This window comes from Holophagales bacterium (genome assembly GCA_016719485.1).
Lineage (GTDB): Bacteria > Acidobacteriota > Thermoanaerobaculia > UBA5066 > UBA5066 > UBA5066.
In genome coordinates this window covers 56,314-78,627 of the sequence record JADJZB010000020.1, presented here as the reverse complement: position 1 = coordinate 78,627, position 22,314 = coordinate 56,314, and the positions used below count along the sequence as shown (strand labels likewise).

The window sequence follows — 22,314 nt, the reverse complement described above, 5'->3', positions numbered from 1 at the left end:
GTGAGCCGGCCGCAGCTCCTCCTCGCCTCCTCCTCCCCCCGCCGCCTCGATCTCCTCCGCACCCTCGGGCTCGAGCCCGAGGTCCGCCCGGCCGACGTGGACGAGTCGCTCCTCCCGGGCGAGGACCCGCACGACGCCGCCGAGCGGCTCGCCCGCGCCAAGGCCTCGGCCGTGGCGCCCGCCGCGCCGCCGGGGGCGGTCGTCCTCGCCGCCGACACGATCGTCGTCCTCGACGGCGCCGCTCTCGGAAAGCCCCGGGACGACGAGGACGCCCGGCGGATGCTCCGCGCGCTCCGCGGCCGCGCGCACGACGTCGTCACCGGCGTGGCGCTCGCGCGGGACGGGGTGCTCGTCTCCGGGCGCGAGACGACCGAGGTCGTCTTCGCCGCGATGACCGACGAGGAGGTCGACGCCTACGTCGCCTCCGGCGAGCCTTCCGACAAGGCGGGCGCCTACGCCCTCCAGGGCCTCGGCGGCCTCTTCGTCGAACGGATCTCCGGCACGCCGTCCAACGTCATCGGCCTCCCCCTCCGCCTCGTCCGGAGCCTGGGGTCAGGTCTTGATTTTCTACTCTAGGACCGAGCTGCCGGCGTCGAAGCGACCCCGGGCCGCGCCATGGCGCGAGAGGCCTGGAGCACCGACGCGAAGACGATGTCGCTCTCGTGCGTGGCCCCTCCGACCCGGATCCTGACCGCGGCCGGTATCGGCCCGCCCCCCTGGCGCCACGTCCTGAAGAGCTGGTCGAGCTGCTGCACCTTCTGCGCGCAGGCGGCGGCGTCGGCGCCGAACAGGAGGAGGAGGAACTCGTCGTCCTCCCAGCGGAAGAGGTGGTCGGTCTCGCGGACGTTGCGTCCCAGCTCCCGCGCGATCTCCACGAGAACCGAGACCGTGGCCTCCTCGCCCGCCGCCGCGAGCCGGTCGAAGTCCCGGATGACGACCGAGACGACCGACAGCGGGATCTCGTGCCGGCGCGATCGCTCAAGGTCTCGCGCGATGACGTCGTCGAAGTACTCGCGGACGTAGAGCCCTGTCACCGCGTCGCGAATTCCGGTGTCGGGAGACATCGAAACCGCATCTTATCAGCGGCGATCGGGAGGCCGCCTGACGGGGTGTCAGCGGTATCGGACCTCGGCGGGTGACGTCGGACGCTCGGGTCCGCGGGATTCCACCGTCGTCCGGTCCCGTCCCGCCGCCTTGCTCGCGTAGAGCGCCTCGTCCGCCCTCCGGATCAGCGAGGAGACGCCGGCGCTGTCGAAGGCCCCGTGGTGCAGCGCCACGCCCGCCGACGCCGTCACGCTCTCCTGGACGTGCGGGAGACGGACCTCTGCGATGGCCGCGCGGACTCGCTCGACCGCGGCGACGGCCGCGTCTCCCTCCACGTCGACGAGGACGAGGACGAGCTCCTCTCCCCCGTAGCGTCCCGCGATGTCGATGCCGCGCACCGCACCCGCCACCGCCCGGCCGGCCATCGACAGGACCCGGTCCCCGGCCTGGTGGCCGTAGCGGTCGTTGAAGCGCTTGAAGTGGTCGATGTCGAGCATCGCCAGGGCGAGCGAGCTCCCGCTCCGCTCCGCGCGCGCCAGCTCCCTCTGCGCCCGGTCCAGGAACGTCACGCGGTTCGGAAGACCGGTCAGGGCGTCGGTCGTCGCCCTCTCGAGGATCAGCCGCCCCTGGTCCGCGACGGCCACGAGCAGGAGCGCCGTGAAGAGGAGGAATGCAGGACCGACGAGCGGCGGAGGCGCCAGGCCGGGGAGGAGAACGTCGCTCGAGACGGCGGCGTCGAAGAGCGCCGCGAGCAGGAGCGCGGACGTCGCCGCGAAGAGAAGCGCGCCGTCGGGCCGGTGGAGCCTCGCAAGGTCGACGAGGGCCGCTCCGCCGAAGAGGACGAGGGACCCGGCGTCGAACCAACCCGCCAGACGCCCCTCCGCCGGAGCCGCGAGAAGGAAGACGAGACCCGTGGCGGGAAAGACGAGAAGCGCGAGACGGGCCGCGGTGTGCGGCAGCTCGAGGAAACGCAGGAGGAGGAGGTACGCGAGGGCCGGGAGCACGAGGGCCAGAACTCCCCGAAGCCGTGGGTACCCCGCCTCCCAGAGCGGGAGACCCGCGGCGAGGTAGGTTGCGAGGCCCGCGGCGAGGAGGGCGTAGAGGAGGAGATCCCTCCGGCTCCGATCGCGGCCGAAGAAGAGGAGCGCGACGAGGCCGAGTGTGGCGATGGCAACGGCGGACGCCGCCGGTACCACGAGAGCCGGCAGGAGTTCCGGCACGCCGGGGGCAGGGCCACCAGCGACCTCGAAGACCGCACTCGACCCGGGAGCGGCTTCCAGGAGAATGGACACGGACAGCAACGGGGCGATGATAGGCGCGTCCTGCATCGCCCGCGGAGGGAGCCGCCTCAGTGCTTCTTTTCGGCCTCCTCTTTCCGGGTTGCGAGGCTCGCGGCCGTCATCGTCCTGCAGTAGGTCCCGAGCTCCTCGAGCATCAGGCACTCCTCGCTTCCGCAGACCGGGCAGCTGGTGCAGGTGGCAGCCGGTTCCTCGACCAGGACGAGGTTCGCGCGGCGGGGGGAGCGGGGATCGGCGCTCATGTCGGCCTCCTCGGGCGCCGCGGGAGGACGCCCGTCCGAGCCCCATTCTACTGCGACGCAGCAATGCGGCGTACGGGCCGAGCGGACTGCCGGCGGGCCGCTCCCGTCGTACGATGAGGTCGTGACCCTGTTCGAAAGCCGGACGAGCGGTGACGCACGCCTGAAGGAAGTCGTCGACGAGTGCCGCCGCCGCCTGCGCGACGACCCGGCCGACACGGGCGCGGTCCTGCGCCTCGCCGATGCCCTCGCATCGGGCGGCGACCCCCGCGAGGCCGTCCAGGTGCTGAACCGTGCGGGGCCCCGGCTCCAGAAAGCCGGACGGCTCGTCGAGGCGATCGCCGTCTACAAGAAGGTGGAAGAGCTCGACCCGAAGGCCGAGGTCACGTCCAGCTTCCTCTCGCAGATCGAGCTGAAGAAGCTCCTCGAGGCGACGGCGAAAGCCCAGGCGAAGGTCCAGGCGCAGGCGCTGGCGGCGGCGCCCCCTGCACCCGGGCCGGCATCCCCTCCGTCCGCCGGGGTGGCCGAGCGGCGGAAGAAGTCGGAAAGGGTCCACGCCCTGAGGAAAGAGATCCCGCTCCTCAAGGACATCCCGCCGTTTCTCTTCGAGCTCGTCCTCGAGAAGATCCACCTGCGGACGCTCGCACCCGGCCAGACGCTCTTCGCCGAGGGCGACGACGGGAGCTCCCTCTCCTTCGTCGCCGCGGGGGAGCTCGTCGTGTCGGCAAAGGGCGACGACGGCGCACTGGTCCTCCTCGGGCTCCTCGGCCCGGGCGACGTCGCCGGGGAGATCTCCTTCCTCAGCGGCGTCCCGCGGACCGCCACCGTCTCCGCGCGGACCCGCGTCGATCTCCTCGAGCTCGACCGGAATGCGCTCACCCCGCTCGTGAAGAAGCACCGGCACGTCGCCGACGCCTTGTCGCGGCTCTACGCCGAAAGGGTCCTCGACGGCGTTCTCGCGCGGTCGCGCCTCTTCGGCCGCCTGCCCCGCACCGACCGCGACGCGCTCGCCCGGCGCCTGAAGCCCGTCGCTGCGAAGCCGGGAGAGGTCCTGATCCGCGAAGGGGCGAGCGACGCCGGCCTCTACCTCGTCCGGCGCGGCGCCGTCCGGGTCACGGTGAAACGGGGAGCCCGCGACGTGGCCCTCGCCCTCCTGACGCCCCACGACTTCTTCGGCGACCTCGCCACCGTGCGGTCCCGCCCCCGCACGGCGAGCGTCACCGCCGTCACCGACACGGAGCTCCTCTGGCTCGCCGGTGCGGACCTCCTCGCCCTCCTCGCCCAGCGTCCCGAGCTCACCGCCGTTCTCGAGGAGATCCAGCTCGAGCGGTTCGTGAGGAACGCCGAGACACTCGCGAGCGCGGACTGAACCTCCTTGCGCTGCTTCGCAGCGGGCGTCGGCTTTGCCGCGGGAATAGAATCGGGACGAGCCACCCACCGGTTCGGAGGTGACGGCATGAGCGCGCCGCACCACACCGAGACGATCCGAGCGCCCGCGAACGGGCCGGCAGGGGCGTGCCCCGTCCGGCCGGAAAGGAGGGCCCCATGCCCGTCCGGAAGCTGAAGGAGTTCCTCGACCAGAACGGCGTCCGCTGGGTATCGATCGTCCACTCGCCGGCCTACACGGCGCAGGAGATCGCCGCCTCCGCGCACATCAAGGGGAAGGAGCTCGCCAAGACCGTCATGGTGAAGGTCGACGGCAAGCCGGTGATGGTCGTCCTGCCCGCCTCGCAGCGGGTCGACTTCCAGGTCCTGCGCGACGTGACGGGGGGCGAGAACGTCGTCCTCTCGGGAGAGGCCGAGTTCCGCGAGCTCTTCCCCGACTGCGAGGCCGGCGCCATGCCGCCGTTCGGCAACCTCTACGGGATGGACGTCTACGTCGCGCCGAAGCTCGCCGAGGACGCCGAGATCGCCTTCAACGCCGGGTCGCACACCGAGCTGATGAAGCTCGCCTACGCGGACTTCGAGCGCCTCGTGAAGCCGAAGGTGGCGGCCTTCGTCCAGAGGTAGGCTCACCGCGAGCGGGTGGCGACGACGACCGCGAAGAGAGGCTCCGTGAAGTGGCCGCCAGCCGTCAGCCGGCGCTCTTCCTCGACGAGACCGCGCACCAGCGGTCTGTTCTCGGGCCTCGACAGGACCTCGCCGCGAAGCGCACAGATCAGCGGGAAGAGGAGGTTTCCCCAGTAGGGCCTCTCGTAGAGAATCCCGAAGCGGGACCGGATCGCGGGGAGTATCCGGCTCGACCGGATCATCTCGGAGGGGTCGCGCGCGTCGACGGGAGCCGCCACCTCGGTCAGGCGCAGCGCCGGTTCGAGCCCGTCGAAGACCCTGCGAGAGGCCTGGAGGTGCTCGTCCGTCCACTCGTCGCGTGACGGCCCGACATATTCGTCGACGTACAGGAAGCCGCCCGGCCGGAGCGCGAGCCGGACGCGGTCGAGAAGCGCGTCGGGGTCGGAAATGTGGTGGAGGGACTGGTGGAAGAAGACGGCGTCGTAGGTCCCTGCGGGCGGGGCGAGGCGGTCACAGTCGGCGACCTCGTAGCGCAGGCCGTCCACTCCCTGGCTGCGGGCCTCCTCGACGGCGATCCGGATCGATTCCGGAGAAACGTCGAATGCGTCGACCTCCTCGGCGATTCTCAGGAATCGGATCTCGCGCTCGAGCGCCCCCGTTCCGCACCCGATCGAGAGGGCCCTCCGCAGGGGGCGCAGCGCGTGGAGGCTCTTGAAGGCGTGGGTCGGGAAGAGCCACGGAAGGCCGCAGATCGTCGTGTTGACGTACTCCCTCACGTCCGGCAGCGACGCCCAGTACACGGGCGCCTCGCCCGCGCGCTCGTCCCAGAAGCGCGCGGCACCGGTCACCGCACCCGCCTCCGGCGGTCGCGTCCCCAGGCGCCTCGCCAGCCTGTCCAGCAGCGTCACGACGCGAGTGTACCGGCGGTCGCACCTCTCCGCGTCCGTGCGGCGAGCGCCTCCCATCCCGCCACGCCAGAGAGGACCACGAAGGCGTAGAGCGGCGGGTAGGCCGCCGAAAGGTAGAGGTAGTGGAGCGCCGGAAAGGACGTGACCTCGATGAGGGTGAGGAGCGCGACGCGGGAGCAGATGACCGCGAGGAAGGCGACGGCGACGACGACGGCGGACCGGCCCTGCCGCCGCACGAACGCGGCGACGGCCGCCACGCCGAGGATGACCACGGCCGCCGGCAGCGCGAGGCGAAGAACGACGCGATAGCCGCGGGCGAGGCTCCGCTGCGCTTTCCGCCGTCTTTCGTTCCTCTCCCACTCTCCGGGTGTCGCGGGGATCGGCGTGATCGCGACCTCGTCGAGGCTGACGAGGAGTGCAGGTGGAGAGCTCCCCACCCGGCGCCCCGGGTGGGCCGGGTCGAACGTGAAGAGAGTGCCCGAGGGGCCCGAGAGCTCGAGCACGCACGGCCCGGGGCAGGACGCATGGAAGACGAAGCGCGCCTGGCCGGCCTCGGGATCCCGAAGGTGGGCCGCGACGTCCCCGCTGGGGGACCAGGTGACGCCCGACGGAAGGCGGGACCCGTCCGGCGCTCGCGCCGCCCACCCGAGCGCGCCCCCTCCCCTGAGGAAGGCCCATCCGGAGACGGCGACCCACCGCGGCTCGCCCGGGGCGGGCGCCAGCCGCTCGCGCGTCAGCCTCGCGAAAAGGGCGCGGCCCGCCTCCGATCCGCTGCTCGAGCCCGGGTCACGCAGCGCCGGTGACGAATCGACCGAAGAGGCGAGGAAGGCGAGCCCCCCGGGGAGTCTGCGCAGGACTTCCGGGAGGAACCGTCCGACTCCGGGCGGCGTCATCGTGTGTCGCTCGGGCAGGCACTCGAGCCGCCCTGCCTCGCAGGCGGCGTTCAGCTCGTCCGCGACGCGCGTCCAGAACGCCGCGGCCGTCCGGGCGTCCCTGTAACGGCCCGTCCGCGACGCGGCGTCGCGCAGCGCGAACTGGAGCCAGCCGGCCGCGATGTCCCCGCCGGCCTCGGGCGAGAGCTCCGCACCCAGCGCAGAAAAAGCCCGTCCGACCTCGCCTTCGAGCAGGGGTTCGAGCGTGCCGAAGGCCGGGCTCTCTGCGTAGGCCCGCCGGCGCACGTCTTCCGGCACCGGGACGCTCTGTCGCGCCACGGAGGGACGGATGCGCACGAGCGCACCGTAGGCAGAGAGGAATGGCCTCTCGGACGACTCCCGAACCGAGAGGACGCCGTAGGCGCCCCGGTTCGCGAGGGCGACGCAGAAGAGCACGAGGCCGAGGACCAGGAACGGGAGCAGTGCGACTCCTCCGGCCCTTCGCAGCCCCGCGAGCAGGCCGCTGCGGTGTGTCTCGCGGAAGACCGCGGCGGCCAGGAGGAGCGCCACCGGGGGCAGGATCCACACGCCCTCTTCGCGCGTGAGCCAGATCGCTCCGAGAGCCGCACCACAGAGCGCGGACCAGGCGAACGCCCGGCGCGGCGACGACGGAAGCGCCGAGAACGCACCACACGCTCCCGCGAGGGCGAGCAGCGTGACCGACGGATACACCACCTCGCGCGCGGCGCGCGTGACGACGACCGGGTTCAGGAGGAGGACGGCGAGGAGGAGGAGCCGTACCCGCTTCGCCCGGACCACCGGTGCGAGCGCGGCGACGAGGAGGAGAGCCGCGGCGGCGAAGAAAAGCCGTCCCGCGAGGAGGAGGGGCATCCCCAGCCTCGACGACACGGCGATGAAGATCGGGAAGAGCGGGCCCTTGGCGAGCGTCGAGGCGTCGTACGGCCCGAGCCACTCCCCGGAGGCGACGTGAGCGGCAAGCCTCACGTAGAGGGCGTCGTCGTAGATGAAGTCGGAGAGCGCGACGAGCGGAAGTCCGGCCGGAAGCCAGAGCGAGAGGGCCGTAAGGGCCGCCGCGACCGCCCCGAAGGCGGTCGCCCCGCCGCGGGGGAGCAGCGCGGCCACCGCCCTCCAGGCGCTCCGCTGCAGGGAGAGCGCGACGGTCGCCAGAAGGCCCGCCGCGAAGAGCCCGAAGCCGGCCACGAAGGTCCACGGCACGTAGCGAACCGTGACGCGGTGTTCGCCCGGAGCCAGGACGACACCGAGGAAGGCCGTATCGACGCGCACGGGCTGCACCTGGCGCCCGTCCACCTCCATCCTCCACCCCGGGATCGCCGGCTGGCTCGTCGCGACGAGGGCGAGGGAATGCACCCGGGCCTGGAAGCCGACCCGCCCCCTTCCCACGACGAGCTCCCGAAGACTCGCCTCGCCGTTCGGGATGACGGTGCCCTCGGGGTATGCGTCCGTCGTCAGGATCGCTTCCACGGCCGGATCCGCCAGGCGGCGCGTTGCGTCCGCGGCCGCCCCCGTGCTTCGGGCGACGACGATGCGCCGTGGAACGAAGGCACGCGGCTGGGCCGCGGGATTCTCGTAAACCGTCGCATCGCTCCCCCGGTAGACCTCCACGAGAGGGGGCCGTGCCGGTGCGTCGGGCCCATCGAGAAGGTAACGAACCCCGAGGAACCCGAGGGCCGGCGCGAGCGGGTCCTCGATGACCGGCCACGCCGCAACTCGCGGCGTCCCGATCCACGGGGTGAGGCGCGCGTAGTCGACGAAGTTCATCGGATCGCAGATTCGGGGATCCTCGAGCCCGAAGAACGCGGCGGACGACGGCCAGAGCCCGGCCCCGATTCCGGCGACGCGAAAGCCCGCCGCGCGCTCGCGTACGAATCGCACCGCGGGCGTCTCGGGGTAGAACGTCGCGGCCGCCGATACGGGGACCCAGGTGGCGAAGAACGCCGCGCGCGGGAGGACGACGGCCGCCAGGATCGCCGCGGTGCGGACTGCCGGCGAGAGACTGCGACCGAGCCCGATCGCGGCGGCCAACCCCGCGAGCCCGGCCAGCTCGATTCCGAGCGCGAGAGGCCGGCGTGCGGTCGGCGCCGTCGCGGCGAGGAAGGCGAGGAGGGAAAGCAGGACGGCGCCTCCGGCGAGCGCCCACCGCCGGCCCACCCGGCGGACGACCGCCATCGAGCCGAGCCCCGCGAGAAGCGAGGCAGAGACGACCCACCAGAGGCCCAGCCGGTCCAGGATCGAGTGGCCGAGCCACGGGACGAGAAGCGCGACCCTTGCGACGAGGGGAACGTGCGCCGACACGAGCAGCCCCGCGACCCCGAGCGCGACCCATCCGAGAACGAAACGCCGGCGGCGACGCAGGGAGAGCGCGGCCGCCGCCAGGACGAGTGTCGCGGCCCCGGCCGCTGCGCCGCCCGACTCGACGATGTTCGAGGAACCTGTGAACGTCCCGCTGATCGGGTCGCCCCTCACGAGGAGCTGGGCCGCCGTCGCGAGGCGCCCCGCCGCTCTCCGGAACGGCTCCTCGACCGGAGGAAGGCTCCCCGCTTCCCGCAGAGCCCACGACTCCGATACCCGCATCGTCTCGAGGAACGGCAAGAGAACCGGTGCCGCAAGAAGGCCGGCGAGCAGGGCCGCGACACCACCCCATGAGACCGCGCGGAGGCCGCGCGACCGATGCCTCCGGCTCGCGAGAGCGAGGAGAACCGTCGGCGCGACGGCGAAGGCCGTCAACCCGGCCGACTGCAGGAGCGTTTCCGGGTGTCCCGCCGAAACGGCCACCGCCCCCACGATTCCGAGCGCGACGGCGCTTCGGCGGGAAGGACGTCTCGCGACGCGCACGACCGCCGCGAGGACCCAGGGAGTCATGGCCGCAACGGATGAAAGGGCGTGCGTCCGCCAGAGCTGAAGGAACGAGGCCGCCACGAAGGACGCTGCCGCGATGAGAGCGGCGTCGCGCCTCATGCCCAGGGTCCGCGCGAGGAGGAACATCCCGAAGGCAGCGATCAGGAGCCTCGCCGCCTGGATCCACGACGCCGCCCGCGTCGGAGGAAGGAGTCGTCCGAGGAGCTCCGGCAGGAAGAGAGGCGCCGCCTGCGCGTTTCCCAGGAGCGCCGCCCCGGAGCCGGCCGACGGGTTGAAGAGGATCCCTTCTCGTGTCGCTCGCCGCCAGGGCTCGCCCTGGGTCAGCGGGTCGAAGAGGAGCGGGTTCGGCGCCGTGGAGTCGCCGCGCGCCGCTTCGAGGAACTCCGGCGAGCACCACGGCGCGTTCCCCGCGAGCCCGTTCGTCGGGGCCAGGACCTTCCCCGGGAGGAAGCCTCCGCCGACGAACGGGAGCGGAAGGAGCGCGAGGACGAGCGCCGTCCTCGGGGAGATCCGCCGGCCGATTCCGCCCGCCGCGAGACGGAGCAGAGCCGCCGAGCCCGCGTAGAGGAGGACGAGAAGGCCGAGGCCCACTACCCCTCGAGCCGCTTCGTGGCGTGGACGAGGTCCTCGTGGGCGCCGACGAGCAGGAGCGTGTCCCCCGCCTCGATCGTGAGGTCGAGCGGGGGCGGGGCGAGGGGCACGCCGTCGCGCAGGAGCGCGGGGACGGCGACGTGCTCCTCCTCGAGGTGGATCTCCCCGAGCGTCTTCCCCGCCGCCGCCATCTCCGGGAGGATGAGGACGAGGTCCGAGGTGCCGGCCGCCATGAGCGCCGAGAGCCGCCGCCCCGCCTCGGGCCGCGCCTGCGGGTCGCGAAGCTTGCGGTACGCCTCGTCGCGCAGGACCCGGATCTGGGTCGCGATGAGGTTGCCCGGAACGTGGAGCGAGCGGAGGACGCGCGCGACGATCTCGATCGACGTCTCGAACTCCTCCGGGATCACCTCGTCCGCTCCGGCGCGGCGCAGCTCTTCCACCTCGCGGATGTAGCGCGTCCTCACGATGATCCGCACGTCGGCGTTGCGGGAGCGGCAGAGCCGCACGACCTTCCGGCTGGCCGACGGGTCGGGAATCGTCACGACCACGGCGCGCGCCCGCACGATGCCCGCCATCAGGAGCCCCTCGATTCCCGTCGCGTCGGCCAGGAGCACCGGCACCCCGTCGCGCCGCGCGTTGTCGGCGCGGTCGGCATCCGCCTCGACGACGACCGTCTTGAGCCCCGTCTCTCCCAGGACGCGCGACACGTTGCTCCCGTTCAGGCCGTAGCCGACGACGACGACGTGCCCGCGGCGCAGCTCCGAGGTCACCGGCTCACGGTCGGTCGCGACGTCCGGGAGCCGGGCCGCGATGGCCGGACCGGCAGAGATCACGAACGGGACGAGGAGGATCGTCACGACGGCGACAGCGACGAAGAGCTGTTGCCCCTCGCCCGCGAGGAGCGCGAGCTTGCCGCCCGCGAGGGCGATGACGAACGAGAACTCGCCGACGTTCGCCAGGGAGAGCGCGGCCCTCGCGGCGGTCTTCGGCACGGCCCGCGCGATCCGGAGCGCGGGGTAGGCCGTCAGTCCCTTCGCACCGATGACGAACACCGCACCAGCCAGGACCAGGAAGGGGCGCTTCGCGAGGAACCCGACGTCGAACAGCATCCCGACCGAGACGAAGAAGAGGCTCGAAAGGACGTCGCGGAACGGCGCGAACGTCGAGGAGACGTCCGCGATCGACTCGCTCTCGGCCAGGACGATCCCCGCCGCGAAGGCGCCCATCGCTGCCGAAGCGCCCGCGGTCTCCACGAGGGCGACGATCCCGAGGAGGACGACGAGCGCCGCGGCCGTGAAGGTCTCGGGCCCCGCCACGCGGACGAAGCGGTCGAGGACCCTCGGCACGACGAACCGGGCGACGCCGATGAGGAGCGCCGACCCGACGACTGCGACGGCCACCTTCGTCAGGACCGCCCCTGTCCCGGGCGCCCCGGCCCCCTGGAGCGCGAGCGCGGGGAGGAGGAGGATGAGGGGAATGACCGCGAGGTCCTGGAAGAGGGCCACGCCGAGGAACTGCTTGCCGGAGGGCGACCCGAGCTCGTCCCGCGACGCGAGGACGGGCAGGACGACGGCCGTGGACGAGACCGAGACGAGAAGGCCCGCGAAGAGCGCCTCCCTGGGTCCGACCACCTGAAAGGCGAGGAGGACCGCCGTCGTCACCCCGGCGGCGAAGACCATCTGGAGCGCCCCTCCGACGAACGCCGTCCGTCCCAGCGTCTTGAGGCGGCTGAGCGGGAACTCCAGCCCGACGAAGAAGAGGATCAGCGCCACACCCAGCTCGGCGATCCCGCTGACGCGGGCCGGGTCTTCCACGAGGCCGAGCGCGTGCGGGCCGATGAGCATCCCCGTCACGAGGAACGCGGCGATGGAAGGCGCCTTCAGCTTGCGGAAGAGGAAGATCACCGGGAGAGAGGCCGCGAGGACCCAGGCGAGATCGCGGAGAAAGACCGACCCGTGCACGTCAGAACCTCAGCATCGCGCCCAGCAGCACGCTGTCGGCCGTTTCGTCGAAGCGCTGCCAGGTGCTCGAATCGGGCGGGGTGATCTCCCCGGTCTCGGCACGGGACGCCGAGAGGGAGACGGAGATGCGTTCCGACGCGAACCACTGCACGCGCACGGAAAAGGCGCGTCCGGTCTCCGACCGGACCGGCCGGAGCCGCCCGGGTGAGCCGGACGAGACGTCCTGCGTCCGGTAGCCGAAACCGGCCGAGAAGCCGAGCGTTCGCGTCGCGAACCACGTCGCCTCGACGGCCAGGTCCCGCGAGATCACGCGCCCCTCCGCGAAGGGGCTCGAGAGGGACGTGGTGACATCCGACGAGGACGTCGTCTCGGCGTACCTCCCCGAGGCGTCGACGGCGAGGCGCCGTTCGAGGAAGAGTAGCCGTGTGCCGAGACTCGCCCGCCAGACGCTGCCCGTCGAGGTGAGGACCGAAAAGAAGGGCTGCGCGCTCCCGGTGAAGGCGCTCGCGTCTTCGCGCGTCAGGTCCGTCTCGCCGTAGCTCCCCCTGGCGCTCAGCTCGTGCTCGCCGAGGCGAAGGGCGAGGCCGAGCGAGCCCGTCGCGGCCGACGAGCGGGTCCCCGCCGTCGAGACGTCGGCCCGGCCCGAGGGAAGCTCCACCCCGGTCGACGCGGCCGTCTCTCGCTCGTTGCCGTACTCGAAGCTCCCGCGCACGGCGAGGTCCCTGCCCAGGAACCACTCGGCGTGGAGATCCGCCTCCCGAAGCGACCCGTCCCCCGCGAAGCGCACCTCGAGGCTCGACTCCCGACCGGTGAAGCTCCCCAGGGAGTCGCGGCTCGTCCCGGACAGGGCGAAGCGCGCCGTCACGCTCGAGGAACGCGCGACGTACGGCAGAAGCGCGAGGGGAGTCCGGCCGTCGTCACCGACCGGCGCCAGCCAGCGCGTCGCCGCCACGTCGACCGTGTGCGCCCTCCCGTCGGCGGAGTACGCGTAGGCCGCCGAGGGAGTCCCGTCGAGCACGACGACGGGCCTCTCCGTCGCGCTCCCCTCGTACCCGAACCCGATCGACAGCTCCGTCGCGAACGGGGGCTCGGCAGCGCCGAGCGGCCCCGCGAGGAGACCGAGCAGGAGGACGGCCCGGGACGGCATCGACATCGTCCCCGGAGGTTAGCCGATCACGCCCGTTTGCACTCCCGACCGTCCAGGACTCCGGGGACCGGACGCACCAGACCCGGCCGGCTCCTCAGCGCACGAGCGCCGACGGCTCGATCGCGACGTGGAAGAGGTCCGGGGCGTGCGTGTACGTCTCGAGAGCGTCCGCGGTTTCGGGCGAGGTCGTCCGGAGGAGCGCCCCGAGCGCGGACTTCACGCCGGACGGAATCGGCGTCTTCGAAACGACCTCGACCGTCACCTGCGTCTCCGGGTAACGGCGCGGCGCGCCTTCGAGGACGAGATCCGTCATGAGCGGGTTCGGGTCGAGGACCTTCACGGCCGGGTAGCCGAGCTTCTCGAAGGTCTCTTCCCAGAGCGGCCGGGCGTAGCCGAAGTGGGTGCAGTTGAGGCTCACGACCAGCGGGCCCCTCTTCCCCGGGAGCCGCGCGAGCGCCTCCTCGACGAAGCCCGCGTATCCGGCCGGCGGTCTCCTCGCTGTGGGCGCCCCGCTCGATCGCGCCGGTGAGCTTCGGGCACGCCTGCCCGACGATCCTGGCGTCGGGAACGCCCTTCCCGACGAGGAGCCGGCGGTGGGCCCCCGAGTCGATCGTCCCCTTCGTCGCAAAGATCATCGCCGTGGCGTCGGGCGTTTCCTTCAACGTCCGCTCGATGAGGTCCGCCCCCATCGGGACGATGCTGACGGTCTCCGTCGTCCCCCGCCGGGCGTGCTCCGTCTTCCCGTAGAAGACCGAGAGCGTATTGCAGGCAACGAGGACGAGGTCGGGCCGGTAGCGGCTCTCCATCGCCGCCAGGGCGGCGTCGAAGACGCGGATCCTGTCGGCCTCGTCCTTCAGGTCGTTGTAACCGACGGCGTCGTCGAGGAGGGCGTTCACGAAGACGACGCGCGCCGAGCGGGCGATGCCGCTCTGCGGAAGCCGCGCCGCCAGGTCGGCCACGACGGAGAGCCCGCCGAGGCCCGAGTCGGTGACGACGATCGTCACCTCGGGCCGGGCCTTCAGCGCCGCGGCGAACGACGCCGCCTTCCTCGTCCCCGTCGCGCAGCCGGCCAGGATCAGAGTGGCCAGCGCAACGAACCCGGCGACTCTCCAGAAGTGGCTCATGCCGCCCTCCCGCGCCGCGGGCACCAGCGCCCGCGGCCGCACGAGGATAGTGGACGGGCAGGCGATCCGTCCTGCGATCAGACGCGCCTGCGGCCGAGGCGGCCATCGCAATTCGGCCGTTCCTGCCGTATCGTCCCTCCGGCCAATCGCATCATCCCTCTCTCGCCGCCAGCCCAGCCGGCCGGTGGCGTTCTCCGCCGGCACAGGAGGCTTCATGACGAAGGACGGGTCGCGCGCTGACGGAGTCGAGCCCGTCGGGGGCATATCCCTCGCGAGTTACCTCGACTCCTCGGGCCGCACCGACGCGCTCACCGGCGGCGCCCGGATGATCCCGGTGGAGACGCCCGCCGGGACGTTTCGCGTCTGGACGAAACGGGTCGGCAACAACCCGCGCGTGAAGGTCCTCCTCCTCCACGGCGGGCCGGGCATCACGCACGAGTACTTCGAGGCCTGCGACAGCTGGCTCCCGGCGGCCGGCGTGGAGTACTACTACTACGACCAGCTCGGCTCCTACTTCGGCGACCAGCCCGACGACCCGGCCCTGTGGGAGATCCCCCGGTTCGTGGACGAAGTGGAGCAGGTGCGCACGGCGCTGGGACTCGACCACGACGACTTCTTTCTGCTAGGCCAGTCGTGGGGCGGCATCCTCGCCATCGAGTACGCGCTGAAGCACCAGCAGCACCTGCGCGGCCTCGTCGTGTCCAACATGATGGCGAGCGTGCCGGCCTACAACGCCTACGCGCGGGACGTCCTCATGCCGGCGATGCCCCCGGAGGCGCTCGAGGAGATCCAGCGGCTCGAGGCCGAGGGGAACCACGAGCACCCGCGCTACATGGAGCTCCTCGTCCCCCACCACTACGAGCACCACGTCCTGCGGATGCCCGCCGCCGAGTGGCCCGAGCCGGTGAACCGGGCGTTCCGTCACCTGAACCCGAAGGTCTACGTGCCGATGCAGGGACCGAGCGAGCTGGGCGCCTCCGGCAAGCTCGTCGCCTGGGACCGGACGGCCGACCTGGCGTCGATCACGGTCCCGACCCTCGTCATCGGCGCCCGGCACGACACGATGGACCCGGCGCACCTCGAGTGGATGGCCGGGGCCTTCGCCCACGGCCGCTACCACCACTGCCCCGACGGCAGCCACCTGGCGATCTACGACGACCAGAGGAGCTACTTCGAGGGGCTGATCCGGTTCCTTCGGGACGTCGACTCCGGGGCGTTCTAGCCGGCCGGCTCACGCGAGCGGCCGGCCCCGCGTCACACGAGGGTGGCCATCGCCCGCGCGACGGTCTCGCCCGCTTCCGCCACGTCCGCGTCGTCGACGTCGAGGTGCGTGACGAACCGGATCCTCCAGGGCGACTCGGCGAGGCAGAGAGCGCCCGCCTCGGAGAAGAGCTTCGCGACCTCGGCGGCGCGGCGGCCCGAGGGCCGCGTGGAGACGAAGACCATGTTCGTCTCCACCGTCCGAAGCTCGACCGCGAGACCGGGCACCGTCGCGAGCCGCTCCGCGAGCGCCCGGGCGCGGCGGTGGTCCTCGGCGAGGCGGGAGACGTTGTTGCGGAGCGCGAAAAGCCCCGCCGCCGCGAGGATCCCTGCCTGGCGCATCCCGCCGCCGAGCATCTTCCGCGCGCGGCGGGCCCGCTTCACGAACTCCGCCGGCCCGGCGAGGACCGACCCGACCGGCGCGCCGAGGCCCTTCGAGAGGCAGAGGCTCACCGAGTCGAACGGCGCGGCCAGCTCGGCGAGCGACCGGACGCTCGCGACCGCGGCGTTCGCGACCCGCGCACCGTCGAGGTGGAGGGCGAGGCCGTGCCGGTCGCAGAAGAGGCGCACCGCGAGGATTCCCGCCGGGTCGAGGACGCGGCCGCCGCAGTGGTTGTGCGTGTTCTCGAGGGCGACGACGCGCGTGGGCGCGTTGTGCGGGTCCTCCCCCGTGTGGACGAACTCCTCCATCGTCTCCGGGTCGAGCATTCCGTCCTCGGAGGCGAAGGTGTGCGTCTGGAGCGACCCGATGACCGCGGCGCCCGCGCGCTCGTAGAGGAGGATGTGGCTCCGCTCGTGGAGGAAGACCTCGTCGCCCCTCTCCGTCCACGCCAGGAGCGCCGCCTGGTTCGACATCGTTCCCGACGGAACGAAGAGCCCCGCGGCCTTCCCGAGCAGCTCCGCCGCGACCTCCTCCAGCTCCCGGACCGTCGGATCGTCGCCGAAGACGTCGTCGCCGACCACCGCCTCGGCCATCGCCACCCGCATCGCGGCCGACGGCCGCGTCACCGTGTCGCTCCTCAGGTCGATCTCCCGCATCCGTGTCTCCTCCGGGGGGGGACGGTAGCACCGGCGCGTGGAGGCGGCGGAGGGGGACGGTGGAGCGCCGTCCCCCTCCTTCCCGTCAACTCAGGCGGTCACAGGCATCGGCGCCATCGCGATGACCGAGAAATGCGCCCCCTGGTCGTCGCGCAGGACCGCGAAGCGGCCGACGTGCGGGATGTCCATCGGCGGGACGGCCGCTCCTCCGCCGAGCGCGGTGGCCTTCGCGGCGGACGCGTCGCAGTCCGACACGAAGATGTAGGGCATCCAGTGCGGCGGGACGTCGGCCCACCACTTCCCCTTCATCGGGAGGAGACCGCCGATCGCCTGTCCGTCGCGATGAATCTCGTGGTACTCGGAGGGACCGCTGACCTCCGACTCCTTCCAGGTCCAGCCGAAGAGGCCGCCGTAGAACGCCTTCGCCCCGTCGGGGTCCTTCGTGACGAGCTCGGTCCAGCAGAGGGTGTTCTCCTCGCCGACGAGGCGCGCCCCGATGTGCCCCCGCGCCTCCCAGAGCGCGAAGACGACGCCGCCCGGGTCCTGGACGACGGCCATCCGGCCGATCCCCTCGACGTCGAACGGCCCGAAGAGGACCTTTCCGCCGAGCTCGGCCGCCTTCGCGGCCGACGTATCCGTCGAGGCTGTCGAGATGTACGTCATGAAGTACGAGGGGATCCCCTGGGCCTTCTCGTGGTCGCTCAGCGTCCGGCACGCCGCGACGTCGAGGCCGCGCAGCCGGAGGAACGTGTAGGTCCCGCCGGACGAGGGGGCGTCGACGGCAGTCCAGCCGAAGATACCGGCATAAAACGCCTTCGCCTTCGCGGAGTCGGGGGTGGCCAGCTCGGGCCAGCAGAAAGAACCCGGCAGCAGTTCCGTGCGCTCGGACATGGGGAAACCTCCTTCAGATGTGTGCCGATCCTATGCGAATCACCTTCCGAGTGTCCGGCCTTCCCCGCGATGCGACCCGGCAATTCGCCTCCGGCCCCGTCCCGGTCTAGGCTAGGGGTCGGAGGCTCCCATGCCCTCTGGAAAGCTCCCCCTCTCCGCGTTCGTCGATGCCGCCCGCGGCACCGTACCCGCCGACCTCGTCTTCCGGAACGCCCGGGTCGTCAACGTTCTGACGGGCGAGATCCACGAGGAGACGGTGGGCGTCGCCGGCGACCGGATCCTCGGCTTCGGCCCCTACCGCGCGGCCCGTCCCGAGGACGAGATCGACCTGAAGGGCGCTTTCCTCGCGCCGGCCTTCTGGGACGCCCACATCCACATCGAGTCGACGATGACGACTCCCCCCGTCTTCGCGCGCCTCGCCGCGGCGCACGGCACGGCCGCCGTCGTCACCGACCCGCACGAGATCGCGAACGTGAGAGGCGCCGAGGGGCTCGAGGCGTTCCTGAGCTCCGCGGCGGACCTCCCCGTCGAGATCCACGTCATGCTCCCCTCGTGCGTCCCGGCGACGCACCTCGAGACGGCCGGGGCGACCCTCGGTGCGGAGGACCTCGCCCCCTTCTACGGGCGAAAGAACGTCCTCGGGCTCGCCGAGATGATGAACGTTCCCGGATTCCTCTTCGGCGACCCCGGCGTCCGCGCGAAGATCGAGGACGCCGTCTCCCGCGGGCTCCCCATCGACGGCCACTCGCCGCTCCTGACCGGCCTCGACCTCAACGCCTACGTCGGCGCGGGGATCCGGACCGACCACGAGTGCCTCGGCCGCGACGAGGCGACCGAGAAGGTGCGGCGCGGCATGTCGATCTGGATCCGCGAGGGGACCGCCGCCAAGAACCTCGACGACCTGCTCCCGCTCGTCAACGCGACGAACTCCGAGCGCTTCGCCTTCGCCACCGACGACCGCCACCCCTGGGACCTCCTCACCCACGGCCACGTCGACCACCACGTCCGCCGCGCCATCGCGATGGGCCTCGACCCGGTCCTCGCGTTCCGGCTCGCGTCGTGGTCGTGCGCGCGGCACTACGGATTCCGCGACCGGGGGGCCATCGCCCCCGGCTTCCGCGCCGACCTCGTCACGTTCGCCGCGCTCGAGGACGTCAGGCCCGACCTCGTCGTCCTCGGCGGGAGGCGCGTCGCGCAGGGCGGCGAGCTCCTCGTCGACGTTCCCTCCCGCGGCATCTCCGAGGGACCCTCGTTCCGGCTCGACGGCTTCGACGCCACGCGCCTGCGCCTCGCTGCGGCCCCCGGTGCGCACGTCCGGGTCATCGAGGTCCACCCCGGTTCCCTCGCCACCGGCTCCGCGACCGCCGAGGCCCGCGCCGTCGACGGCGCCGCCGCCGCCGACCCATCGCGCGACCTCGCCAAGCTCGCCGTCGTCGAGCGGCACCGCGGCACCGGCAACGTCGGCGTCTCCTTCGCGCGCGGCTTCGGCCTCGCCCGCGGCGCCATCGCCTCCTCGGTCGCCCACGACTCGCACAACGTCGTCGTCTGCGGCTGCGACGACACCTCCATGGAGACCGCGGTCCGCCGCGCCGCCGAGATCGGCGGCGGCATCGTCGTCGCGGACGGCGCCCAGGTCCTCGCCGAGGTCGCCCTCCCCGTGGCGGGACTCATGTCGAACGCGCGCATGGAAGACGTCGACCTCGCCGAACGCGGAGCCAACGAGGCGGCCCGCGCCCTCGGCACCTCGGTCGACCACCCCTTCATGACCCTGGCCTTCCTCGCCCTCCCCGTCATCCCCGAGCTGAAGCTGACGGACAAGGGGCTCGTGGACGTGGCCCTTTTCCGCCACGTCTCCCCGTTCGCGTAGAGCGAGGGTCGGTGTCCGGGCCGGAACTCAGACCGGATGGAGCCGCAGGACCCGGAGCGCGCCTGCCGCGAGCAGGAGGGCGAGGGCCGAGAGACCCCGAATCGACACGGCCGGAACCTCCGCGGTGGCGGCCTGCTTGCACTTCCCCGCGCTCCCCGCGGCCACGATCGCCTGGATCTCGGGCTGCGACAGCGCCCGGCCGAAGACCTCGACCTCGTCGATCAGCCCGTTGAACAGGCTTCCTCCGTCGGACGCGGCGCCGATCCGGACGGAAAGCGCGTTCACGGGAATCGCCACGGTCGTGCCGAGCGAGCCGTCCAGCGTTCCGTTGAGGTAGACGCGCATCTCGGCGCCGTCGTAAACGCCCGCGACGTGCGACCAGGCCCCGGTCGGCAGGGTCGTCGCCCCGCTCACCGATTGTCCGTCGACGATCAGCCGGACGACGCCGCCGTGCGTGTCGAGGAGGTAGCCGTCCGCTCCCCCGGCCGTAATCTTGTCGACGACGCGCCCCCCCGTGGTGGCCGGGTTGATCCAGGCGTCGATCGTGATCTGGCCCGTTACGGAGAGCGCCGCCGAGTCCGGCACCTGCACCCAGCCGGTCGAGCCGTCGAGGCGGAAAGCCTGGCCGACCCTGCCTGCGGCGTACGTCACGCCTCCGACGACCGAGCCGTGGTGCACCCCCGCGATGTCGCTCGCGTTCCCGTCGCCCGGCCACCACGCCACCATTCCCGGGGGCGGCGGCGTGCACGCTGGGACCTGCGCGAGAGCGCTCCCGGCCGGGAGCAGAAGGGACGCCGCGACGAGCACGACGAAACGGAATCCGCGAGGTGAGCAGCGCATACGCATCTCCCCAGCCGAGGATCGAGTCCGAGGCGTTCGAACGGTAGCGCTGCGTCGAGGGGAGCGTCAAGACGAGACCCCGCGGAGAGGCCCCTTCCCGCTGCGCCGTGGTATGAATGGAAGCACAGGAAGCGGACGGGACGTACCGAGGCCGACCCCGACGAAGGAGGCGCCCATGAAGACCCTTCGCTACGCGACCACCATCCACGCCCCGCGCGAGGCCGTCTGGGCCGCGATGCTCGGCCCGGACACCTACAGGGCCTGGACCGCGCCGTTCTGCGAGGGCTCGTACGACGAGGGCTCGTGGAACACGGGCGACCGGATCCGGTTTCTCGCGTCGAACGGGGAGGGGATGTCGTCCGTCATCGCGGAAAGTCGCCCCCCCGAGTTCGTCTCGATCCGGCACCTCGGGATCGTCAAGAACGGGGTCGAAGACACGACGAGCGAGGCGGCCACGGCCTGGGCGACCTCGTTCGAGAACTACGCCTTCGCAGAGACGAACGGAGCGACCGAGCTGACGGTCGAGGTGCAGATGCCCCCCGACTTCGAGGCGTTCATGAACGAGACCTGGCCGAAGGCGCTCGCGACCCTCAAGTCGATCTGCGAGGACGCCGCGTCCCTCTGAAGGCGGTGACGGGAGACACTGCCCGCCGGCTTCGGACGTGGTAGACCTCGCACGAAAAGGAGTACCGACCATGGAGACTCGCATCGACGTCCGCGCGGTACCCATCAAAGGCGCCGCGGAGGTCGCCGGCGCCCATCACCTCTTCATCGTCTGGAAGAGAGCGGACGGCGCGGAGATCTTTCTCCGGGGAGGCCCCGGGAACCCGAAGCTCGGCCCTCTCCACGAGGACTCGATGGGCTTCAAGGCGATCCACTGTCTCTGGGGTCTCTACATACACGGTTCGATCGACTACAGCCCCCTGGCCAGGTCCGTCACGGCGGCCACCGGGTACCAGGAAGTGAGCTTCGAGAAGATGGTGGCCGCCTGCCGGACCATCACCTTCATGGGTGTCGGCTACCGGCCGACGGGGCCGAACAGCAACACCGTCGCGCGGACGCTCCTCGCCGTGCTCGGCATTCCCCCGAAAAAGCCGGACGTCCTCGCCCCGGGCTGGGAATTCCCGCCGCTCGTGCAATGACCGCTCGGTGGAACTGAGCTCGGAGCGGGGGCCGGGAGAACGATGAAGCACCTCCTCCACCTCTTCGAGAAGAATCGGGCCTGGGCGGCCGAGGTGCTCCGGACCGACCCGGGGTTCTTCGCCCGCCTGTCGCGCCAGCAGGCACCGTCCTACCTCTGGATCGGTTGCTCGGACAGCCGCGTTCCGGCGAACCAGATCGTCGGTCTCATGCCGGGCGAGATGTTCGTCCACCGCAACGTGGCGAACGTCTTCGTCCACAGCGATCTCAACGCCCTCTCGACCCTTCACTTCGCCGTCGCGGTCCTGCGGGTCTCGCACGTCATCGTCTGCGGCCACTACGATTGCGGGGGCGTCCTCGCGGCGCTCCGGGGCGACCGGCACGGGCTCGTGGACAACTGGCTGCGCCACGTCAGCGACGTGCGCGACAAGCACCGCGCGCGCCTCGCCCCGTGCGGAACCGAGGCCGGGGAGCACGACCGCCTCTGCAAGCTGAACGTCGTGGAACAGGTGCTGAACGTGACGAACACGACGGTCGTGAGGGACGCCTGGGCGCGCGGCCAGTCGCTCTCCGTCCACGGCTGGATCTACGGCATCGGGGACGGTCTGCTCGAGGACCTCGGAGTCACCGGCACGAGCGAGGCCGAGGTCGCCGCCTCTTACGCACGGGCCGTGGACGCCCTCACCGGCTGACGCGTCGGGGCTTCTCCAGCGAAACGCCGGCGTATCCTGACGGACATGGCAACTCCCTCGAAACGCGGGGCCCCGGCTCCCTCCAGACCGCCTGCCAAACCGCTCCCGAAGGCGCCCGCGCCGTCGGAGAAGCCGTTCCTCCGCTTCTACCACTCGCCGGCGCTCCGCAAGAAGACCCTGGCGGTGCTCGTTTCTCTCGAGAAGGCACCGGACCCGACCGACCACCGCGATGCCCTCGCCAACGTCGTCGTCGAGCTGACGAACAGCGGCCTGGACTACTGCTTCATGAGGCCGCTCGGGCTGGCGAAGGTGGGCTTCCTCGTCCAGCAGTCTGCGAACCTGGGGCTGGCCGGGGCGCAGCAGGTCATGGGGTCCGTCATCCGCAACATCATCGGCCGCATGGACCGCTCGCAGCTCCTCTCGGTCTGCGCCTCCATCCGGGAAATGATGCTCTGAGCCACGGGGGGGACCGGCACCCCTCATCGCGCTGAGTC

Annotated in this window: 20 protein-coding genes; 9 read left to right on the top strand and 11 right to left on the bottom strand. The window is 71.8% G+C overall.

All coding sequences use genetic code 11. The features are described 5' to 3' along the window. Positions 1-576, top strand: a complete 576-nt coding sequence (maf, locus tag IPN03_10725) for a septum formation inhibitor Maf (GenBank protein ID MBK9374176.1) — start codon at positions 1-3, stop codon at positions 574-576. Here maf and IPN03_10720 read toward each other — a convergent pair. Genes IPN03_10720 through IPN03_10710 form a run of 3 tightly spaced genes read right to left on the bottom strand, consistent with a single transcriptional unit; the run spans position 573 to position 2,584 of the window. After that, positions 573-1,064 carry a GGDEF domain-containing protein gene (locus IPN03_10720; protein MBK9374175.1) on the bottom strand — a complete coding sequence of 164 codons (492 nt, stop codon included), beginning with the start codon at positions 1,062-1,064 and terminating at the stop codon, positions 573-575. The genes maf and IPN03_10720 overlap by 4 nt on opposite strands. A 48-nt stretch (positions 1,065-1,112) precedes the next feature. Next, positions 1,113-2,345: a GGDEF domain-containing protein gene (locus tag IPN03_10715; GenBank protein MBK9374174.1), complete on the bottom strand. Its 1,233-nt coding sequence runs from the start codon at positions 2,343-2,345 to the stop codon at positions 1,113-1,115. Positions 2,346-2,392: 47 nt separating this feature from the next. Then, complete coding sequence (locus tag IPN03_10710) at positions 2,393-2,584, bottom strand: hypothetical protein (protein ID MBK9374173.1); 192 nt, start codon at positions 2,582-2,584, stop codon at positions 2,393-2,395. Between the two features lie 121 nt (positions 2,585-2,705). Here IPN03_10710 and IPN03_10705 point away from each other — a divergent pair, with 121 nt between their 5' ends. After that, positions 2,706-3,950, top strand: a complete 1,245-nt coding sequence (locus tag IPN03_10705) for a cyclic nucleotide-binding domain-containing protein (protein ID MBK9374172.1) — start codon at positions 2,706-2,708, stop codon at positions 3,948-3,950. Positions 3,951-4,126: 176 nt separating this feature from the next. Next, positions 4,127-4,591: a YbaK/EbsC family protein gene (locus IPN03_10700; protein ID MBK9374171.1), complete on the top strand. Its 465-nt coding sequence runs from the start codon at positions 4,127-4,129 to the stop codon at positions 4,589-4,591. Between the two features lie 2 nt (positions 4,592-4,593). Here the strand turns inward: IPN03_10700 and IPN03_10695 are convergent, their stop codons facing one another. Genes IPN03_10695 through IPN03_10675 form a run of 5 tightly spaced genes read right to left on the bottom strand, consistent with a single transcriptional unit; the run spans position 4,594 to position 14,092 of the window. Further along, on the bottom strand, positions 4,594-5,499 hold the full coding sequence (locus IPN03_10695) for a class I SAM-dependent methyltransferase (GenBank protein ID MBK9374170.1): 906 nt from the start codon (positions 5,497-5,499) through the stop codon (positions 4,594-4,596). After that, positions 5,496-9,860 (bottom strand): YfhO family protein, encoded by a 4,365-nt coding sequence (locus IPN03_10690; protein ID MBK9374169.1) that lies wholly within the window; start codon positions 9,858-9,860, stop codon positions 5,496-5,498. The genes IPN03_10695 and IPN03_10690 overlap by 4 nt, the downstream gene beginning before the upstream one ends. Continuing rightward, positions 9,860-11,821: a cation:proton antiporter gene (locus IPN03_10685; GenBank protein ID MBK9374168.1), complete on the bottom strand. Its 1,962-nt coding sequence runs from the start codon at positions 11,819-11,821 to the stop codon at positions 9,860-9,862. Before IPN03_10685 ends, IPN03_10690 begins: the two co-directional genes overlap by 1 nt. 1 nt (position 11,822) lies before the next feature. Further along, the gene (locus IPN03_10680; GenBank protein MBK9374167.1) at positions 11,823-12,974 is read right to left on the bottom strand and encodes a hypothetical protein; all 1,152 of its coding nucleotides are present in this window, start codon (positions 12,972-12,974) and stop codon (positions 11,823-11,825) included. A 20-nt stretch (positions 12,975-12,994) separates the two neighbouring features. Then, the gene (locus tag IPN03_10675) at positions 12,995-14,092 is read right to left on the bottom strand and encodes an aspartate/glutamate racemase family protein (protein MBK9374166.1); all 1,098 of its coding nucleotides are present in this window, start codon (positions 14,090-14,092) and stop codon (positions 12,995-12,997) included. A gap of 214 nt (positions 14,093-14,306) precedes the next feature. On the opposite strand from IPN03_10675, the gene IPN03_10670 reads away from it, so the two are divergent. Continuing rightward, on the top strand, positions 14,307-15,314 hold the full coding sequence (locus tag IPN03_10670) for a proline iminopeptidase-family hydrolase (GenBank protein ID MBK9374165.1): 1,008 nt from the start codon (positions 14,307-14,309) through the stop codon (positions 15,312-15,314). A gap of 32 nt (positions 15,315-15,346) precedes the next feature. On the opposite strand, the gene ltaE is transcribed toward IPN03_10670, so the two are convergent. Then, positions 15,347-16,390: a low-specificity L-threonine aldolase gene (ltaE, locus tag IPN03_10665; GenBank protein ID MBK9374164.1), complete on the bottom strand. Its 1,044-nt coding sequence runs from the start codon at positions 16,388-16,390 to the stop codon at positions 15,347-15,349. Between the two features lie 90 nt (positions 16,391-16,480). Next, a complete protein-coding gene (locus IPN03_10660) occupies positions 16,481-17,281 on the bottom strand; it encodes a VOC family protein (GenBank protein ID MBK9374163.1) in 801 nt (266 codons plus the stop codon). A gap of 130 nt (positions 17,282-17,411) precedes the next feature. Here IPN03_10660 and ade point away from each other — a divergent pair, with 130 nt between their 5' ends. Further along, positions 17,412-19,148 (top strand): adenine deaminase, encoded by a 1,737-nt coding sequence (gene ade, locus IPN03_10655; GenBank protein MBK9374162.1) that lies wholly within the window; start codon positions 17,412-17,414, stop codon positions 19,146-19,148. A 27-nt stretch (positions 19,149-19,175) separates the two neighbouring features. On the opposite strand, the gene IPN03_10650 is transcribed toward ade, so the two are convergent. Continuing rightward, on the bottom strand, positions 19,176-19,988 hold the full coding sequence (locus IPN03_10650; protein MBK9374161.1) for a LamG domain-containing protein: 813 nt from the start codon (positions 19,986-19,988) through the stop codon (positions 19,176-19,178). Between the two features lie 175 nt (positions 19,989-20,163). On the opposite strand from IPN03_10650, the gene IPN03_10645 reads away from it, so the two are divergent. The 4 genes from IPN03_10645 (at position 20,164) to IPN03_10630 (ending at position 22,276) form a co-directional block, all read left to right on the top strand. Next, positions 20,164-20,613, top strand: a complete 450-nt coding sequence (locus IPN03_10645) for an SRPBCC domain-containing protein (GenBank protein ID MBK9374160.1) — start codon at positions 20,164-20,166, stop codon at positions 20,611-20,613. A 70-nt stretch (positions 20,614-20,683) separates the two neighbouring features. Beyond that, entirely contained in the window at positions 20,684-21,130 is a 447-nt protein-coding gene (locus IPN03_10640) for a hypothetical protein (GenBank protein ID MBK9374159.1), read from the top strand. Between the two features lie 42 nt (positions 21,131-21,172). Beyond that, positions 21,173-21,820 carry a carbonate dehydratase gene (can, locus tag IPN03_10635; GenBank protein ID MBK9374158.1) on the top strand — a complete coding sequence of 216 codons (648 nt, stop codon included), beginning with the start codon at positions 21,173-21,175 and terminating at the stop codon, positions 21,818-21,820. A 45-nt stretch (positions 21,821-21,865) separates the two neighbouring features. Next, complete coding sequence (locus IPN03_10630; GenBank protein ID MBK9374157.1) at positions 21,866-22,276, top strand: hypothetical protein; 411 nt, start codon at positions 21,866-21,868, stop codon at positions 22,274-22,276. Positions 22,277-22,314 lie beyond the last annotated feature (38 nt).

Excerpts from the sequence above, each read along its gene's own strand:
- IPN03_10710 (MBK9374173.1), bottom strand. The coding sequence starts at position 2,584 with ATGAGCGCCGATCCCCGCTCCCCCCGCCGCGCGAACCTCGTCCTGGTC.
- IPN03_10660 (MBK9374163.1), bottom strand. The coding sequence starts at position 17,281 with ATGTCCGAGCGCACGGAACTGCTGCCGGGTTCTTTCTGCTGGCCCGAG.
- IPN03_10700 (MBK9374171.1), top strand. The coding sequence starts at position 4,127 with ATGCCCGTCCGGAAGCTGAAGGAGTTCCTCGACCAGAACGGCGTCCGC.
- IPN03_10630 (MBK9374157.1), top strand. The coding sequence starts at position 21,866 with ATGGCAACTCCCTCGAAACGCGGGGCCCCGGCTCCCTCCAGACCGCCT.
- IPN03_10640 (MBK9374159.1), top strand. The coding sequence starts at position 20,684 with ATGGAGACTCGCATCGACGTCCGCGCGGTACCCATCAAAGGCGCCGCG.
- IPN03_10680 (MBK9374167.1), bottom strand. The coding sequence starts at position 12,974 with ATGTCGATGCCGTCCCGGGCCGTCCTCCTGCTCGGTCTCCTCGCGGGG.
- ade (MBK9374162.1), top strand. The coding sequence starts at position 17,412 with ATGCCCTCTGGAAAGCTCCCCCTCTCCGCGTTCGTCGATGCCGCCCGC.
- ltaE (MBK9374164.1), bottom strand. The coding sequence starts at position 16,390 with ATGCGGGAGATCGACCTGAGGAGCGACACGGTGACGCGGCCGTCGGCC.
- IPN03_10720 (MBK9374175.1), bottom strand. The coding sequence starts at position 1,064 with ATGTCTCCCGACACCGGAATTCGCGACGCGGTGACAGGGCTCTACGTC.
- IPN03_10645 (MBK9374160.1), top strand. The coding sequence starts at position 20,164 with ATGAAGACCCTTCGCTACGCGACCACCATCCACGCCCCGCGCGAGGCC.
- IPN03_10650 (MBK9374161.1), bottom strand. The coding sequence starts at position 19,988 with ATGCGCTGCTCACCTCGCGGATTCCGTTTCGTCGTGCTCGTCGCGGCG.
- IPN03_10675 (MBK9374166.1), bottom strand. The coding sequence starts at position 14,092 with ATGAGCCACTTCTGGAGAGTCGCCGGGTTCGTTGCGCTGGCCACTCTG.
- can (MBK9374158.1), top strand. The coding sequence starts at position 21,173 with ATGAAGCACCTCCTCCACCTCTTCGAGAAGAATCGGGCCTGGGCGGCC.
- IPN03_10670 (MBK9374165.1), top strand. The coding sequence starts at position 14,307 with ATGACGAAGGACGGGTCGCGCGCTGACGGAGTCGAGCCCGTCGGGGGC.